Genomic DNA, 17,778 nt, shown 5'->3' on the forward strand with positions numbered 1-17,778 from the left:
AACGCCGCTTGCATGAGCTTTTGTGAAATGGCGCCAGACAGATCGATCAGAAGCTCTTTATTTTTCAGGAGTGTGCTATTTTGAAGATTGGTAAACAAAGCATGAACCTGCAGCGCAGGATCTTCCTTCTGCTGTTAGTGGCTGGGCTGGTATCTTTTATCATCGCGGGGGCCGTTTCCCTGGCAGGCATGTATGCAATTCGTAAAAATACAGATGAGACAGGCGCTCTTTTGGCTGATAATGCTGCTACGTTCACGGAAAATTTTGCCGCAGAACAGGTAAAGTTACGCTTGTCAGCCGAGGCAAACGGCAAGGCGCAGCTGATCGACCTGGAAATGGAAACTACGCTGGATGATGCCCGTTATCTTGCGGAAAGGGTGACGAGGATCCTGAAAAGCCCCCATCGTTACAGCCCGCGAAGTCTGTTGAATGCGCAGCATGACATAATTCCTTCCGGGGCAGCCTATTTCAATTTCAGCCAGGAAATGGCCCGGCAATATGGCGCTGGCGCATATGCATCGGAAATCGGTCTGGTTGCCAATGTTGCCGACGAACTGGAACAGATGCAGGAATGGTATACTGCCGCCTTTGCCGGTTCCGCCCACGGGTATCTGATTGCTGTGGATGTAACGCCGGATAAGTCTGCCAAAAAATTCAGTAAAGCATTTCTGGAAAGCTACGACCCACGCAAGATGGAGTGGTATACCCTGGCAGCGAAAAATAATAAACCCGGTTTTACCGGTCTGTATACCGATTCAAACGGCAACCGCTGCGTGACCTGTGTGGCGCCTTATTACGATTCTGCAGGACTGGCGGGGGTTATCGGCATTGACTGTAACCCCGATGTTTTATTACGCCTGACGGAAGAAAATGAGGATGATGAAATTGATGACAAAACACCGTCACAACCCAGGTTTATAATAGAAAACGCTACAGGAAGCATCATCTTCTCCACCTTTGAAACCGGACCTCTGGCAATCCCGCAACATGTGACCGATCTCCGCCAGTGTTCGGAACCAAGTATTGCCAGGGCCGCATCGGCCATGGCGGACGGACAGAAAGACGTAATGCTGGTGACCCTGAACGGCGAAGATCATTTCCTTGCCTTTGCGCCGGTGGAAAATACAGGCTGGAGTTATGGGATCCTGAAACATAAAAGCGTAGTGGTCTATCCTTCGGTCTATGCCAGGGAAAACATCCTTTCCCAGATGGCCGGCTTTACCGAGAGGATGCATGAATCGTTCCGCTCCATGGCGCACTGGGCCATTGTCATCTTTTTGTGTATGCTTGTGGCCCTGTTCTTTATCAGTTCGGTCATCGCAAACCGCTTCGTGAATCCCATTCTCGCCCTGATCGACGGCGTAAAGCGTATTGCCCAGGGAAACCTGGACGAGAAGATTGAAGTACGCCGGAACGATGAATTGGCCTTACTGGCCGACAGTGTTAACGATATGGCCGGGAATCTGAAAGAACATATCCGTAACCTTTCCATCGTAACGGCGGAAAAAGAACGAATCGCTACGGAGCTTTCGGTGGCCAGGGATATTCAGGAAGGGATGCTGCCCCGGAATTTCGGGGAAGTTTCTCAAAATAAAGGCTTTGAACTGTTTGCCACCATGACAGCGGCGAAAGAAGTGGGCGGCGATTTTTACGATTTTTACATGCTGGACGATCGCCGGCTGGTCATCACCATTGCCGACGTATCCGGCAAAGGCGTGCCTGCCGCGCTTTTCATGGTTATTGCCAAGACGATCCTGAAAAATTCGGCGTTATCGGCGGGGGAAACGGAAAACTTTGCGGAGGTGATCCGGCGCGCAAACCGTCAACTCTGCGAGAACAATGAAGAGATGCTGTTTGTAACGGTGTTCTTCGGCGTCCTCGATACCCGTACCGGCCATTTTACGTATGTGAATTGCGGGCATAACCCGCCGTTGTTGCGTCAGGGTAAGGAAGGCGTGTTCACATATCTCCGGCCTGCGAAGAAAAACCTGATGCTGGGCGTGGAAGAGGACATCTGCTTTACACAGGAGAACTTGCAGCTGTCGCCCGGCTCCATGTTATTCTGTTATACAGACGGCGTAACCGAGGCCATGGACGAATCCGGAAAGGTGTATTCGGAGGCGCGCCTGCAGGCGGCCATTCAGGATTTACCCGCCGGAAATGATGTACCGATTGCGGAGACGCTGGCCGGATTGCGGGAAGATATTAACGCCCATGCGGGCAAGGCGGAGCAATCTGACGATATAACCATGCTGGCGATTCGCTACAACGGATAAAAAGCAGCCGCATTTCATCAGTGGTTTTCCTGCAGCGGCAGAGAATGTTGATAGAACATTCCCTGCCGCTGTTTTATTTTGTGATGTTGTATGTTATTCCGTCATCTGTATGCAGAATACAATATATTTAGAATTAAACGCCGAAAAATATTAAAAATACAATATAAATGTGTTTACATATTGGATTTTATGTTTCTGAAACTATATTTTTTATTGACGGATGAACCTTGTATTGTTATACTGTGTACATATATCATTCTGATAATTGTATAAAAAGCAGTATTGGAGAAGAGACTGCAGTAAAGCAAAGAGGGGGATTATCTATGGAACGGATTCTTAGAGATTTACCGGAGCCCCAGGGCTTATATGACCCGGCGTTTGAACACGACGCCTGTGGAATCGGGTTTGTTGTCAACATAAAGGGGGAGAAATCCTACGGCATCATGGACGATGCCCTGAAGATTCTGGAAAACCTGAACCACCGCGGCGCGGAAGGCGCAGACCAGAAGAGCGGCGACGGGGCTGGCATCCTGGTGCAGATCCCCCATGATTTCTTTGTCCGGGAATGCGAAGTGTTGGGTTTTTCCCTGCCGCCCGCAGGGGAATACGGCGTGGGCATGATCTTTGCCCACCGTTACGAATCCTTCCGTAAAAAACAGATGGAAGCCTTTGAGAAAATCGTCAGGGAGGAAGGCCAGAGCATTTTGGGCTGGCGGGAGGTGCCCATTGACGAAAGTATCATCGGGGAAGCGGCCAAGTCCATCCGCCCCCGGATCATCCAGGTGTTCATCGGTAAGGCGCCGGACGTGAAAAGCCAGATGGATTTCGAACGGAAACTGTACATCATCCGCAAAGTTGCGGAAAAGGAGATTATTCCACAAAGCCAGGTGATGGGTACGGATTTTTATATTGCCAGCCTGTCATCCCGCACAATTGTATATAAAGGCATGCTTACCTCGTTGCAGCTGCGACATTTTTATCTGGATCTGTCAGACCTTGATTTTACGACAGCCATGGCGCTGGTCCATTCCCGTTTCAGTACCAACACGTTCCCCAGCTGGGCCCGGGCCCATCCTAACCGGTACATCGTGCATAACGGGGAAATCAATACGATCCGGGGCAACATCAACTGGCTGAATGCCAGGGAAAGCAAGGCGAAATCGCCGTACTTCCCCGATATGGAAAAGGTGTTCCCGGTGGTAGATGACTCCGGCAGTGATTCCGCCATGTTCGACAACTGCCTGGAATACCTGATGATGACCGGACACTCCATGGCCCACGCTATGATTACTATGATTCCGGAACCCTGGGAGAAGGATCCGTCCATGCCCCGGGAGAAAAAAGACTTTTACCGTTATCAGACCTTTATGATGGAACCCTGGGACGGACCGGCAGCAATCTGCTTCTGCGACGGAACGGTAATCGGCGGTATGCTGGATCGGAACGGCCTGCGTCCGGCCCGTTATTATGTGACAAAGGACGACCGGGTGGTGCTGAGTTCTGAAGCCGGTGCGGTGCCGGTTGCCCCGGACCAGATAGCATATAAGGGACGGCTGGAACCGGGACGTATTTTCCTGGTTAACACGGCGGAACAGCGTATTGTGGAAGACGACGAGATCAAACACCTGCTGGCCACGTCCCATCCTTACGGGGAATGGTGCCGTGAACATATCATCGAGATGGATCAGCTGGTGGAAGAACGGGGCAGTATGATCAATGATATGCTGATCCCCTTTGATTTAAAAGAACAGCAAAAGGTTTTCGGTTATACCCAGGAAGACCTGACCCAGATGATTGTACCCATGGCACGTATGGGTAAGGATCCGGTAGGCGCCATGGGTATCGATGCGCCCCTGCCGGTGCTTTCGGAACGGCCCCAGATGCTATACGATTATTTCCAGCAGAATTTTGCCCAGGTGACGAATCCGCCCATTGATGGCGTGCGGGAAAGTATCGTAACATCCTCCCGGGTGATGATCGGCAACGTGGCTAACATTATGGAGCCGGACGAAAAAGGCACGGCGGCACTGGAAGTACTGCGTCCTTTGCTGACCAACCGGGAGATGGCAGTCATCAAGAACTTGCAGACGGACAAGCTGCGGACCGTGACCCTGTCCATGCTGTATCCGGTGAACGGCGGGGTGGAAGCGATGGAAACGGCCATCGAATCCATCTGCATCGATGCGTACCGGGCTATCCGCAATGGTGCCAACATTTTAGTGCTGTCTGACCGGGGTGTGAACTCCCGCATGGCGGCAGTGCCGGCTCTCCTGGCATCGGCAGCGGTGCATAATTATCTGATCAAAAAGACGGTTCGCTCCGATGTAGGTTTGGTACTGGAATCCGGCGAACCGAGGGAGACTCACCATTACTGTACGCTGATTGGCTACGGCATCACAGCGATCAACCCGTACCTGGCACTGGATACTGTACATGCGCTGGCAGAAGAAGGCAAGTTGCTGCCGGGCCTGCGTGCGGAAGAAGCGCAGGCGAACTATCTGAAGGCTGCGGTCAGTGGTATTCTTGCCGTTATGGCGAAGATGGGCATTTCCACCGTAAAGAGTTATCACGGAGCCCAGATTTTTGAAGCGGTTGGATTAAAACAGGAACTGATACAGAAATATTTTGTCAATACGCCGTCCCGTATCGAAGGGTTGGGGTTAGCGGAAATTGCGCGGGAAACCCAGCTGCGGCATCAGAACGCCTATAAAGACGAAGGCGACCTGCCCAGCGGCGATTATTATATGTACCATAAAGGCGGAGATCAGCCCCATATTCTGGATCCGGATTCGATACGGTTCCTGCAGAAAGCATGCAAGGACGAAGATTATAAAGCATATAAAGAATTTGCAAAAATCGTAGACAAAGGCGCTGTGTTCCGCCTTCGGGACCTGCTGGAGTTCCAGTGCCCGCCGGGTTGCAGTATTCCCATTGAAGAGGTGGAACCGGTAGACAAGATCCTGCGTCATTTCCGTACCGGCGCCATGAGTTACGGCGCGCTGAGCAAGGAAGCCCACGAGTGTATCGCCATTGCCATGAACCGGATCGGTTCTATGAGCAACTGCGGGGAAGGCGGGGAAGACCCGGCCCGTTTTGTGAAACGAGAGGGCGGGGACGATCCCAGCGACGGGGTGAAGCAGGTTTCGACGGCCCGGTTCGGTGTAACCAGCAATTATCTGGTGAACGGCAGGGAACTGCAGATCAAATGCGCTCAGGGGGCAAAGCCCGGCGAGGGAGGCCATCTGCCGGGCAGCAAGGTCTATCCGGAAATCGGTAAAACCCGTCACTCTACACCGGGCGTGGCGCTGATATCGCCGCCGCCACATCACGATATTTATTCTATTGAAGATTTGTCCGAGCTGATATTTGACCTGAAGAACGCTAACAAGGATGCGGATATCAGCGTAAAGCTGACGGCCGGATCCGGCATCGGTACCATTGCGGCGGGTGTAGTGAAGGCCAAAGCGGACGGTATTACCGTCAGCGGTTATGACGGCGGTACCGGGGCATCGCCCCGTTCCAGCATGCGGCACGCTGGCATCCCATGGGAACTGGGGTTGGCAGAAGTTCAGCAGACATTGTTGCTGAACAAACTGCGGGATCGGGTAAAAATCGAAGTAGACGGAAAAATCCTGACCGGACGGGATGTAGCCATTGCCTCCCTGTTCGGAGCAGAATTGTTTGCTTTTGGAACCGGTCCGCTGATTGCATTGGGCTGCCATATGCTGCGGGTCTGCAATCTGAATACCTGTCCCTTCGGTATCTGTACCCAGGACGAAAAACTGAGGAAACGTTTTAACGGTAAACCGGAATATGTAATCAACTATCTGAAGTTTGTGGCCCAGGACCTGCGGGAGATTATGGCCCGTCTTGGGTTCCGCACTGTCAGCGAGATGGTGGGACGTTCGGATCGGTTGAAACAACGGGAACGCGCGGCTAACTGGAAAGTTGCGGAAGTAGATTTGGACCGGTTGTTGTTCCGTCCCTATACGGGCGCGGAAGTAGGACACCGCTGCCTGCACCGGCAGGAACACAACATTGGGGAAACGCTGGATATGTCCAAGCTGGTGCGCATGTGCAAACCAGCGCTGGACTGCAAAAAGGCTATCCGGGCCCGGCTGCGCATCCGGAATACCAACCGGGTGACGGGTACGCTTTTGGGCAGCGAGATTACCCGCCGTTACGGGGAAGAAGGACTGCCGGAAGATACCATCAAGCTGTCCTTTGTAGGTTCGGCAGGCCAGAGTTTTGGGGCCTTTATCCCCAAAGGCCTGACCCTTTCCCTGGAAGGGGATGCCAACGATTATCTTGGCAAGGGGTTGTCTGGTGGCCGGCTGATGGTTTTCCCGCCACGAGAGGTTTCCTTTGCAGCAGAAGCGAATGTAATCATTGGTAACGTGGCCTGTTTTGGGGCCACCGGCGGCGAGGTGTATATCAACGGTCAGGCCGGGGAACGGTTCTGTGTGCGTAACAGCGGGGCCACGGCGGTGGTGGAAGGCATCGGCAACCACGGCTGCGAATATATGACCGGCGGCCGTGCGGTGATCCTGGGTAAAATCGGACGTAACTTTGCCGCAGGCATGTCCGGCGGTGTGGCTTACGTGCTGGATATGCAGCCCGAGCTGTGCAACCGGGATCTGGTGGAACTGGAAAAACTGGAAGATGCCGGGGAACAGGATGAAGTGAAAGCCATTGTGGAACGGCATCTGGAATTTACCGGGAGCCCCCTGGCAAAACGCCTGCTGGATACATGGGATGACACGGTGCAGCGTTTTACGAAAGTTATCCCCAGAGAATACAAGGCCATGATGCTGAACATTGCGCGATTTAAGGCGGAAGGCCACAGTGACGAGGAAGCCAGAAGGCTGGCGTTTATGGAGAACAAATAAAAACCGTAACATAATTTACACATCGAAACAAAAATATAAAAATTAGTATCGGAAAGCGAAAAATCATTTGACGAAGTTCTTTCCCGGTGCTAAACTACGTTTAAAATTAATAATAACCACAAAACCGTTGAGACGGAGATCAAGCCAATAGAAGCGCTCACAGAGAGTCCGGGCAGCTGGGATCCGGATAGAAATGCTGGTTGGTAAATGGACCGTTGAGGGTGTGCTGAAATCGAAAGAGAGTATTGCACAACGTTTCGTCCGCGTTAGGGAAGGAGGATGTGTTGGCATTCGAAGAGGGCACGGCGTAAGCTGTGAATCAAGGTGGTACCGCAGGTTTATAAAACGTAACCTGTCCTTGTTAAATGCGAGGACAGGTTTTTTGTTTGGCTTTTTGAACAGATGCCTGTAACTCGTAGGAAGATGTCAAAATATGATGTGTGCCTGTATTCAAAAAACAAATGAGGGGGATTTGACAAATGATTAAAGAAGCTATCTTCAAAATTGTGAACAAAAAGGATCTGACTTACGACGAAGCATACACGGTAATGAATGAGATTATGAGCGGGGAAACCACGGCGACGCAAAACGCTGCGTTTCTGGCAGCCCTTTCCACGAAAAGCGCCCGGGCGGAGACCACGGATGAAATCGCCGGGTGCGCCGCTGCCATGCGGGCCCATGCCACAAAAGTAGATACGGGCATGGATGTTTTTGAAATTGTGGGTACCGGCGGCGACAACGCTCAAAGCTTCAATATCTCCACCACATCGGCACTGATTGCGGCGGCAGGCGGAATGAAGGTAGCCAAGCACGGAAACCGGGCGGCGTCTTCCCTGTGCGGTACGGCAGACTGTCTGGAGGCGTTGGGTGTGAACATCAGCCAGAGCCCCGCAAAGTGTGTGGAGTTGCTGAAGGAAGTGGGTATGTGCTTCTTCTTTGCGCAGAAATACCACACTTCCATGAAATATGTAGGGGCTATCCGCAAGGAACTGGGATTTCGCACCGTGTTCAATATCCTGGGGCCGCTGACGAACCCGGCTTCGCCGGCTATGCAGCTTCTGGGCGTGTATGACGGTTACCTGGCGGAACCACTGACCCGGGTTCTGACCAGTCTAGGCGTGAAGCGGGGCATGGTGGTGTACGGGCAGGATAAGCTGGATGAGATTTCCCTCAGCTCGCCCACCACAATCTGTGAGATCAAGGACGGCTGGTATAAGACGTATGTGATTACTCCCGAAGATTTCGGCTTCGGACGTTGTAAGAAGGAAGATCTGAAGGGGGGCACGCCGGCAGAGAATGCGCAGATTACATTGGATATATTGAACGGTGTGAAGGGACATAAACGAAACGCGGTGCTGCTGAATGCAGGAGCGGCACTCTACATCGGGGGCAAGGCGAAGGACATGAAAGAGGGCGTTGTGCTGGCAGCGGAACTGATAGATTCCGGCAAGGCGCTGGCAACTCTTCAGAACTTCATTGAATTCAGCAACCGGCCGGAGTGAGGAACAAGGTTTAAAGATTATGATTTTAGATACATTAGCAGCAGCAGCCAGGGCACGGGTCGAAAAACTGGAAAGAGTTAAGAGTGCAGCGGCGGTACGGGCAGAGGCGGAACAGATTCATAAGCAGTCTGCAACGGATGGACGCAGAATACCTGCATCTGGAGCCAAAAGCTTTTTGGCAAACCTGCAGCGCCCCGGGCTGAACTTTATATGCGAATGTAAAAAGGCTTCTCCCTCTAAGGGGTTGATATCCCCGGAGTTCCCCTATCTGGACATCGCAAAAGCTTATGAGCAGGGCGGCGCATCAGCCGTTTCCGTATTGACAGAACCGGAGTATTTTCTGGGCTCGGATGTATATTTACAGGAAATTGCGGAACAAGTGAACTTGCCGGTGCTTCGCAAGGATTTCACCGTAAGCCCGTACCAGATTTATGAGGCGAAAACGATGGGAGCCAGTTCAGTTTTACTGATCTGCGCCATCCTGTCGGCGAGCCAGCTGGAGGAGTACAGGCTGGAGGCGGAAAGCATAGGGCTGGATGCACTGGTGGAGACGCATGACGGTCAGGAAATCGAAACGGCGCTGAAAAGCGGAGCCAGGATTATCGGTATTAATAACCGCAATTTGAAGGATTTTACAGTAGACATCAGGACCTGCCTGCAGCTGCGGAAGGAAATTCCGGAAGACCGTGTTTGTATTGCGGAAAGCGGAATCCGGAATGAAGACGATATCCGAAGCTTAAAGTCGAAAGGGTTCAACGGTGTGTTGATCGGGGAAACGCTGATGCGCAGCGGGAACCCGGAAGAGATGCTGCGGAAGTTAAGGGAAGCGTGAGAAACGTATTGGATTGTTCCGGGTAGTGCCGGGCAGACAATAATTAATCAGCATTAAGTAGCCAGATGCGCAACGGGGAGTTACATATGATTCACGTTAAATTCTGCGGCATACGCAGGAAAGAAGACATAGAAGCAGTGAACCGCTTGCAGCCTGACTTTGCAGGCTTTGTGTTTGCAAAAAGCAAACGGCAGGTCACGAAAGGGAAGGCTGCTGCGCTGAAAGAACTGCTTGACCCCGGAATAAAAACGGTGGCGGTGCTGGTAAACATGCCAGCAAAAGAAGCCGCTGTCCTGGCAAATTCGGGGATTGCCGATTTGCTGCAACTGCACGGAGATGAAGACGCAGCTTATATTGCAAAGCTGAGAACCCTTACCCGGGCAAAAGTCATCAAAGCGGTCCGGTTGCAAGGAACAGAGACAGACAATATTTTAATGAAGGAAGCGGAACAGACAGACTTTTACCTGTTCGATACATTCGCAGCGGATATCTACGGCGGCACCGGTAAAACGTTCTCCCTTTCTTTATTAAAAGGAGTGCAGATTGAAAAACCCTTCTTCCTGGCAGGAGGATTGGACGCGGGAAATGTGCCAGAGGTTATAAGGCAGGTACAAGAGGATGCAAGGCTGTTTCCTTACTTTTACGGAGTAGATGTATCCGGTGGAATAGAGACTGACGGAGTTAAGGACCCGATAAAGATGGAAGCATTTATGAAAGCGATACGAGGATAAGGGCAGAAAGGAAGTTTATCATGACAAAGGGAAGATTTGGAATCCACGGCGGACAGTACATTCCGGAAACGCTGATGAACGCAGTGCTGGAACTGGAACGGGCATACGAGTATTACAAGAATGACAAGGCCTTCTGGAACGAGTTGCGCCAGCTTTACCGGGATTACGCCAACCGCCCCAGCATGCTGTATTATGCGGAAAAGATGACAAAAGATCTGGGCGGGGCCAAAATCTACCTGAAGCGGGAAGATCTGAACCATACCGGAGCCCATAAAATTAACAATGTATTAGGGCAATGCCTGCTGGCACAGCGAATGGGCAAGAAACACGTCATCGCGGAAACCGGGGCAGGCCAGCACGGGGTAGCAACGGCGACGGTGGCGGCGCTGATGGGCATGGAATGCACTGTGTACATGGGCAAGGAAGACTGCGAACGGCAGGCCTTGAACGTGTTCCGCATGGAACTGCTGGGGGCGAAGGTGGTGCCCGTCACCACGGGCACCGGTACCCTGAAGGATGCGGTAAATGAAGCGCTCCGGGTCTGGACGGCCCGGGTGGAAGACACCTATTATGTGTTGGGATCCGTTATGGGGCCCCACCCGTACCCGGAAATGGTGCGGGACTTTCAGAAGGTAATCGGGGAAGAGGTGAAAGCCCAGCTGCTAGAAAAAGAAGGGCGGCTGCCGGATGCGGTCATCGCCTGTGTCGGGGGCGGGTCCAACGCCATGGGTATCTTCTACGATTTCATCCCGGACAAGGACGTACGCCTCATCGGCGTGGAAGCGGCAGGCGAAGGTGTGGATACTGAGCGGACAGCGGCTACCATCGCCAGGGGTTCGGAAGGTATCTTCCACGGCATGAAATCCCTGTTCCTGCAGGATGAATACGGACAGATTGCGCCGGTGTATTCCATTTCCGCCGGGTTAGATTATCCCGGCATCGGACCGGAACATGCGTACCTTCACGACATTGGCCGGGCAGAATATGTGCCCGCTACGGATCAGGAATCGGTGGATGCGTTTATGTACCTGTCCAAGACGGAAGGCATCATCCCGGCAGTGGAAAGCGCTCATGCCCTGGCTTATGCCATGAAGCTGGCGCCTGCTATGGATAAGGATAAAATCATCGTAGTGAACCTCTCCGGACGGGGAGATAAAGACGTGGCGGCCATTGCCAGATATTTGGGGAGGGATTTGCATGAGTAAGATAGCAGATGTACTGAAAAATCATAAAAAGATGTTTGTGCCGTTCATTACAGCAGGCGACCCGGACCTGGAAACCACGAAGAAGCTGATTTTGGCCATGGAAGAGGCGGGGGCCACCATCATCGAGCTGGGTATTCCCTTCAGCGATCCCATGGCGGAAGGCCCGGTAATTCAGGAAGCCGATATCCGGGCCCTGAACGCCGGCACTACCACGGACAAGGTCTTTGATATGATTAAAGAAGTGCGGAAAGAAACCGATATACCGCTGGTGTTCCTGACTTACGCCAACCCGATTTTCCATTACGGTACGGATAAGTTCTATGCCCGTTGCGCGGAAGCAGGCGTGGACGGGACCATCGTGCCGGACGTTCCCTATGAGGAACGGGGTGAGCTGGAAACAGCCTGCGAAAAGTACGGAGTGGACCGCATAACCATGATTGCTCCCACATCGGAAGACCGGATCCAGAAAATTGCAAAAGGCGCGAAAGGCTATGTATACATTGTTTCCAGTTTAGGCGTTACCGGTGTACGCAGCGAGATTACAACGGATATCGGGACAATTTATAAAAAGATCCGGGAAGTGACGGATACGCCGGCTGCCGTGGGCTTTGGTATTTCTACCCCGGTCCAGGCGGCAGAAATGGCCCGACTCAGCGACGGGGCCATCGTAGGCAGCGCTATTGTGAAAATGATCGCAGAGTACGGAAAAGACTGCGTGGAACCGGTCAAAGAATACGTAAAGAATATGACGGATGCAGTGAAAGCCTGTGAAGAATAGAAAGATATAATAAATAGAAAAGCTAAATGTTTAGGAGGGGAAGCATGGATTTTCGCAGCGTAATCGCCAGGCTGGAGCAGCAGGGCAAAGTAGTTCACATCAAAAGTGAAGTGAATCCGGTACATGAACTGGCAGGTATCGCCAAGAAATTTGAGGGGAAGGAAAAGATCGTTGTGTTTGACAGGGTCAAGGGGCAGAAGTATCCGGTGGCCTGCGGTCTCTGGTGGAACCGGGATATCATCGGTTCCCTGTTCGGCGTAAAAGCGGGAGAGGTTCCCGGCGTTTTCGCGGCTGCCGGGAAAAGCTTTCAGGAGAAACCGGTGGCGCCGGTTATCGTGGAAAACCCGCCCTGCCAGGAAGAAGTGACCCTGACCCCTAATCTGTACGAACTGACGGTGCCTACCCTGGCGTTGGAGGACGGCGGCGCGTATTTCAGCAACTGCATCGTCATTGCGAAAGATCCGGATACGGGCGTGCGGAACACGTCTATCCACCGGCTGATGATTACCGGAAAAAACCGGCTGGCTATGCTGATGGATGTGGGGCGTCACCTGCGCAGTTATTATGAACGGGCGGAAGCCAAAGGCCAGCCGCTGGAGATTACAATCAACAACGGTGTGGACCCGGCAGTGTATGTTTGCGCCACCTATCCAGGGACCGGCATCCGTGATGATGAATTAGGCGTTGCCTCTGCCCTGAACAGGGGAGAGCCGGTACGTCTGTCCCGAAGCAAAACGGTAGGGGTGGAAGGGCTGGCCGATGCGGAAGTCGTCATCGAAGGACGCATGCTGCCAAACATCCGGGAACCGGAAGGTCCCTTTGGAGAAGTCAGCGGCTTTTATGCCCAAAAGGATAACCGCTGGGTCGTGGAAGTAACGGCGATCACCAACCGGAAGCAGCCTCTCATGTCCACGTTGCTGCCGGGCAAAGAGGTCTGGAACTCTGTTGGCTGTACCGCGGAGGCTTCGATTCTGGCGACGGTTTCTAAAATGGTGGGTGGGGTGAAGAACGTATACCTGTCCCACGGCAACTGCGGCTTCTTCGGCTGTGTGGTACAGATGGAGCCAACCCGCCCCGGCATGGGCAAGAATGCTATTATGGCTGCGTTTGCCGCCTTCCCGCCCATGAACATGGTGACGGTGGTGAATTCCGATGTGGACATCTTCGACGCGGAGGACGTGATGCGGGCCATTACCACCCGCTGCAATGTGACGGAGGACATGGTGATCATCAAACACGCGGCCTGCCACGAACTGAATCCGGCTACGGATTACGGGGTGGGAACAAAATTCGGCTTTGACTGCACCGTTAAGCCGGGTCAGGAAGAACGGAACAAAAAAGTCGCATTCCGGGATGTAGACCTGAGCCGTTATGAAATAGAAATAGGAAAAAAGTAGTAAAATGCGAATTATTGTGGGAGTTACAGGCGCTTCCGGGGTCATCATGAGTTATTATCTCCTGAAAGCACTGAAGGATGCGCCTGACTGTGAAATACATTTAGTGACCAGCAAGGCGGCCCGGCTTACCTGGCAGTATGAAACCGATAGACCTTTTGAGGAACTGTCGTCTTTAGCAGATGCGGTGTATGAAGAAGACGACCTTGCGGCAAAAATTGCCAGCGGCTCGTTCGTAACCGACGGTATGATCATCCTTCCCTGCAGTATGAAGACTCTGGCGGGGATCGTCAGCGGCTACGCAGAAAACCTGCTGCTGCGGGCGGCGGATGTCTGCCTGAAGGAAAACCGGTGCGTGGTGCTCTGCCCCCGGGAAATGCCCCTGGGCAAGATTCATCTGCACAACATGAGTTTGGCGGCCCAATACGGCTGTACCATCGTTCCGCCGATGCTGACCTTTTATAACGGGTCCCAGACGGTAGAAGACCAAATCCATCATGTGGTGGGTAAAGTACTGCTGCAATTCGGAATCATCTATGAACGGATGAAGTCCTGGGAAGGAAGGCGGTAGCGGATATGTTTGAACTTACGCAGGGGGAAGGAAGATATCAGGTTCGGTTCCGGGCGCTGACTGCCGATGGCAACGGGCTGGTGATTTTTATTACCGGCGGGGAGCGCCCCCATTTAGGCGGTACAGCCCTGGCATCGCTTCCGCCGAAAAGCTGCGGGGACCTGTCCAGTTGCGACACCTGGGATATCACACTGCCCGGCCATAAGGACAAAGAACTGGCCCGGGAGCTTGCGCGGAAAATCTGTCTCGCCGTGGGCGAACCTGTTTCCGTAAATGTGGGAATCCACACAGACAATGCTTCCGGGGAAGAGATACTGTATCTCTGCAGCCAGGCGGAGGAACTGGCGGAACGGTTCATCTGCCAATATATTATAAATAAGGAAAAACACGGTTGACAGGTTGTAAATTTTTACATGATTTTACATAATCTTATATTATAAATTAAAATGTTCAGGAGGAATGAAACATGGCAAAGAAATCACCCCACAGACTCTATTTAACGGAAGAACAGATCCCCACAGCGTGGTATAACCTGCGTGCGGACATGAAGGAAAAACCGGAGCCCATGCTGAATCCCGCAACGGGAAAACCGGTATCCGAGGAAGACTTGTATCCGGTTTTCTGTAAAGAACTGGCCCATCAGGAGATGGATAACGATACCCAGTATATCGAGATTCCGCCTGAAGTGCTGGAGATGTACAAGAACTACCGTCCGTCCCCGCTGTGCCGCGCCTACAATCTGGAAAAAGCACTGGATACTCCGGCAAAGATTTACTATAAATTTGAAGGCAACAACACGTCCGGCAGTCACAAGCTGAACAGCGCCATTCCCCAGGCTTATTATGCAAAAAAGCAGGGACTGAACGGTGTGACCACGGAAACCGGCGCTGGTCAGTGGGGCACAGCCCTTTCGGAAGCCTGCTGCTATTTCGGTCTGCCCCTGGAAGTGTTCATGGTGAAGGCTTCCTATAATCAGAAACCGTTCCGCAAAGCGATCATGCAGACTTTTGGAGCCAGCGTGGTAGCCAGTCCCAGCAATACTACCAATGCAGGCCGGGCGATCCTGGCGGATAATCCGGATAACCCGGGAAGTCTGGGCTGCGCCATCTCCGAAGCGGTGGAGCGGGCTGTTTCCGGCGACAATGTGAAGTATGTACTGGGCTCTGTGCTGAACCAGGTGTTGCTGCACCAGTCCATTGTGGGCCTGGAAAGCGCCAAAGCCATGGAGCTGCTGGATGAATATCCCGACGTAGTGGTTGGCTGTGCCGGCGGCGGTTCCAATCTGGGCGGTCTCATTGCGCCCTTTGCCAAAGACAAGCTGCAGGGGAAGGCGAATCCCCGTCTGGTAGCCATCGAGCCGGCCTCCTGCCCGTCCTTGACCCGGGGCCGTTACGCCTATGACTTCTGCGACACCGGCAAAATTACGCCCATGGCGAAAATGTACACCCTGGGCTGCACTTTCACCCCGTCGCCCATCCATGCGGGCGGCCTTCGCTACCACGGCATGGCGCCCATCCTGTCCAAGCTGTACCATGACGGTTATATGGAAGCAAAGGCTGTTGTACAGACCAATGTGTTCGAAGCAGCGACACTGTTCGCCAAATACGAAAGCATCCTGCCTGCACCGGAATCCGCTCATGCCATTCTGGGCGCCATTGAAGAGGCAAAACGCTGCAAGGAAGAAGGCCGCAGTGAAACCATACTGTTCGGCCTCACCGGTACCGGCTTCTTTGATATGCTGGCCTATGAAAATTACCAGGCCGGCAATATGAACGACTATATCCCCACGGACGAAGAACTGGCAGTGAGCCTGGACCGGCTGCCGAAGATTCCGGGGATTCAGAAATAAAAACGATCGTCAAGGTTAAATGGTTGTATCTTGTTTCGTTCTTAAAAGTAAAGATGACTTTGGGTGAAAGCTCTTTACAAGTAAACGGTTTTATGGTACTATCATCATATAAAAAACACATGAACAAATATTCAAATGTTTTGCAAAGTTGAATAGGTACCAGTTTATGAGAAAGGAGCGATGACGATGAAAAGATTCTGTACGGGAATAGCGGCTTTCATGCTGGCGGTTGGGATGCTGGCGGCAGGCTGCGGCGGTACGGAGCAGAATGCAAAAAAGGAACAGAAGGCTGCGGCTAAACCGGTTGCTGCTCTGACGGTTTACACCTCCGTTTACAACGGCATGGTAAAGGATATGGCCAAGCCAGTCGTGGAACAGCAACTGAAAGATGTTAAGGTTGACTGGCGGACGGAAGGCAGTGAAAAAGTCAAGGAACGAATCCATGAAGAGCTGAATAGCGGCAAGGCAAAAGCGGACATTGTGATGATTTCGGATCCGGGTTTTTATCTGCAACTGAAGAAAGACGGCAAGTTGCTGAACTATAAGTCTCCGGAAGCAGCGGAGCTTGCGGAAGCTGTGGATGCGGACGGAGCCTTTACGCCCATTCGTATCAGCGCCATGGTGATTGCGGTACATAACGATAAGATTAAGGAACCACCGAAAAGCTGGAAGGATTTGTTAGATCCAAAGTATAAAGGTAAGATTGCCATGCCAGATCCGAAGGTAGCGGCAACAGCGCTGTCAACCGTGGCGGCTCTGACGGACAAATACGGCTGGGAATACTGGCAGAAACTGAAAGCTAACGGCGTGGTGGTAAGCAAAACCGGCGAGATGCGCGAAAAATTTGCTAAAGGCGAGTACCCTATCACTATCACCATGGAAGAAAACGTACTGAAGCAGAAAGCCACCCAGGGTGTTAACGCTACCGTCGTGTATCCGGAAGAGGGCAGCATCTTGGTACCCGGTTATATCGCTATCATGAAGGACACTGTAAACCCTGAGGGGGCAAAAAAATTAGTGGACTGGTGGCTGAGCAAAGAAGGGCAGTCGGCTATGAGCCTGGCCTATATGCACCCGGTGAAGTACGGCGTAAGGGAGCCTGCCGGCGCGCAAGATATAAACAATCTGCGAATCCACTCCCTGTCGGTGAACTGGAACAAGCTGGCGGTAGAAGAAAAGATTGTCAAGGATAAATTTGCCGAAATCATGAAGTGATGTCAGTGTGGAAGTGTTGATGACAGGTCTCCCGGGAGGCGCATAACCCGGGGGATTTTTTTGAACACATGGTTAGCCAAGACTAACCGGGAAAGGAGGACGGTCGTCTAAAGAGGGTATCCCCGTAGAACAGAAAGTTATTCATATGGTATATTGAAAAAGAAGAAGAATTTTGCTAATATATATTTCATAAATTAGTATTTAGTTTCATTTGTGTTTTCGTTTTATTAAATTCAATAGTAATTTAGGAGGAACCATGTTACACACAGTCTGCTTTGCAAACCACCATATTGAACCCGGAACCAAATTACGTACTTTTGTGGATGTGCCACGTACCCTGAACACCATACCCGTAACGTTTATCAACGGAAAGTTTGACGGACCCACCGTTCTGGTCACGTCAGGCGTACACGGCAGCGAATATCCGGGGACTGCGGCGGCTATGGAACTGGGTAAAGAACTGACCCCCGAAGATATCCACGGTTGTCTCGTTATCATGCACCCGGTGAATGTTTCGGCCTTTTGGGCGCGCATGG

The 17,778-nt window shown here is 52.2% G+C and carries 12 protein-coding genes and 1 pseudogene; all 13 read left to right on the forward strand.

Annotation, left to right across the window (positions count from 1 at the left end):
- Window positions 1-80 precede the first annotated feature (80 nt).
- Window positions 81-2,276 (forward strand): SpoIIE family protein phosphatase, encoded by a 2,196-nt coding sequence (locus tag ACZOWY_RS10670; RefSeq protein ID WP_484397410.1) that lies wholly within the window; start codon window positions 81-83, stop codon window positions 2,274-2,276.
- Between the two features lie 323 nt (window positions 2,277-2,599).
- Window positions 2,600-7,165 carry a glutamate synthase large subunit gene (gene gltB, locus ACZOWY_RS10675; protein ID WP_484397415.1) on the forward strand — a complete coding sequence of 1,522 codons (4,566 nt, stop codon included), beginning with the start codon at window positions 2,600-2,602 and terminating at the stop codon, window positions 7,163-7,165.
- A 479-nt stretch (window positions 7,166-7,644) separates the two neighbouring features.
- Window positions 7,645-8,667: an anthranilate phosphoribosyltransferase gene (gene trpD / locus ACZOWY_RS10680; protein WP_484397419.1), complete on the forward strand. Its 1,023-nt coding sequence runs from the start codon at window positions 7,645-7,647 to the stop codon at window positions 8,665-8,667.
- A 19-nt stretch (window positions 8,668-8,686) separates the two neighbouring features.
- Complete coding sequence (trpC, locus tag ACZOWY_RS10685) at window positions 8,687-9,499, forward strand: indole-3-glycerol phosphate synthase TrpC (protein WP_484397424.1); 813 nt, start codon at window positions 8,687-8,689, stop codon at window positions 9,497-9,499.
- An 86-nt stretch (window positions 9,500-9,585) separates the two neighbouring features.
- Complete coding sequence (locus tag ACZOWY_RS10690) at window positions 9,586-10,230, forward strand: phosphoribosylanthranilate isomerase (protein WP_484397428.1); 645 nt, start codon at window positions 9,586-9,588, stop codon at window positions 10,228-10,230.
- Window positions 10,231-10,250: 20 nt separating this feature from the next.
- Complete coding sequence (gene trpB, locus ACZOWY_RS10695; RefSeq protein ID WP_484397432.1) at window positions 10,251-11,435, forward strand: tryptophan synthase subunit beta; 1,185 nt, start codon at window positions 10,251-10,253, stop codon at window positions 11,433-11,435.
- Complete coding sequence (gene trpA, locus ACZOWY_RS10700; protein WP_484397435.1) at window positions 11,428-12,213, forward strand: tryptophan synthase subunit alpha; 786 nt, start codon at window positions 11,428-11,430, stop codon at window positions 12,211-12,213. Before trpB ends, trpA begins: the two co-directional genes overlap by 8 nt.
- A gap of 44 nt (window positions 12,214-12,257) precedes the next feature.
- On the forward strand, window positions 12,258-13,610 hold the full coding sequence (locus ACZOWY_RS10705; protein WP_484397439.1) for a UbiD family decarboxylase: 1,353 nt from the start codon (window positions 12,258-12,260) through the stop codon (window positions 13,608-13,610).
- Between the two features lie 4 nt (window positions 13,611-13,614).
- Entirely contained in the window at window positions 13,615-14,178 is a 564-nt protein-coding gene (locus tag ACZOWY_RS10710) for a UbiX family flavin prenyltransferase (RefSeq protein WP_484397444.1), read from the forward strand.
- Between the two features lie 5 nt (window positions 14,179-14,183).
- Window positions 14,184-14,573 (forward strand): prenylated flavin chaperone LpdD, encoded by a 390-nt coding sequence (gene lpdD, locus ACZOWY_RS10715; protein ID WP_484397449.1) that lies wholly within the window; start codon window positions 14,184-14,186, stop codon window positions 14,571-14,573.
- 71 nt (window positions 14,574-14,644) lie between these two features.
- The gene (locus ACZOWY_RS10720) at window positions 14,645-16,027 is read left to right on the forward strand and encodes a TrpB-like pyridoxal phosphate-dependent enzyme (RefSeq protein WP_484397454.1); all 1,383 of its coding nucleotides are present in this window, start codon (window positions 14,645-14,647) and stop codon (window positions 16,025-16,027) included.
- A gap of 186 nt (window positions 16,028-16,213) precedes the next feature.
- On the forward strand, window positions 16,214-17,242 hold the full coding sequence (locus ACZOWY_RS10725; protein ID WP_484397460.1) for an extracellular solute-binding protein: 1,029 nt from the start codon (window positions 16,214-16,216) through the stop codon (window positions 17,240-17,242).
- A 256-nt stretch (window positions 17,243-17,498) separates the two neighbouring features.
- Window positions 17,499-17,778, forward strand: a pseudogene (locus ACZOWY_RS10730) (M14 family metallopeptidase); the annotation flags it as partial.

The sequence above is a fragment of the Succiniclasticum sp. genome (genome assembly GCF_056977735.1).

What these genes read in the sequence shown, in the direction of transcription:
- gltB (WP_484397415.1), top strand. Translation starts at nt 2,600, where the DNA reads ATGGAACGGATTCTTAGAGATTTACCGGAGCCCCAGGGCTTATATGAC.
- trpD (WP_484397419.1), top strand. Translation starts at nt 7,645, where the DNA reads ATGATTAAAGAAGCTATCTTCAAAATTGTGAACAAAAAGGATCTGACT.
- trpC (WP_484397424.1), top strand. Translation starts at nt 8,687, where the DNA reads ATGATTTTAGATACATTAGCAGCAGCAGCCAGGGCACGGGTCGAAAAA.
- ACZOWY_RS10690 (WP_484397428.1), top strand. Translation starts at nt 9,586, where the DNA reads ATGATTCACGTTAAATTCTGCGGCATACGCAGGAAAGAAGACATAGAA.
- trpB (WP_484397432.1), top strand. Translation starts at nt 10,251, where the DNA reads ATGACAAAGGGAAGATTTGGAATCCACGGCGGACAGTACATTCCGGAA.
- trpA (WP_484397435.1), top strand. Translation starts at nt 11,428, where the DNA reads ATGAGTAAGATAGCAGATGTACTGAAAAATCATAAAAAGATGTTTGTG.
- ACZOWY_RS10705 (WP_484397439.1), top strand. Translation starts at nt 12,258, where the DNA reads ATGGATTTTCGCAGCGTAATCGCCAGGCTGGAGCAGCAGGGCAAAGTA.
- ACZOWY_RS10710 (WP_484397444.1), top strand. Translation starts at nt 13,615, where the DNA reads ATGCGAATTATTGTGGGAGTTACAGGCGCTTCCGGGGTCATCATGAGT.
- lpdD (WP_484397449.1), top strand. Translation starts at nt 14,184, where the DNA reads ATGTTTGAACTTACGCAGGGGGAAGGAAGATATCAGGTTCGGTTCCGG.
- ACZOWY_RS10720 (WP_484397454.1), top strand. Translation starts at nt 14,645, where the DNA reads ATGGCAAAGAAATCACCCCACAGACTCTATTTAACGGAAGAACAGATC.
- ACZOWY_RS10725 (WP_484397460.1), top strand. Translation starts at nt 16,214, where the DNA reads ATGAAAAGATTCTGTACGGGAATAGCGGCTTTCATGCTGGCGGTTGGG.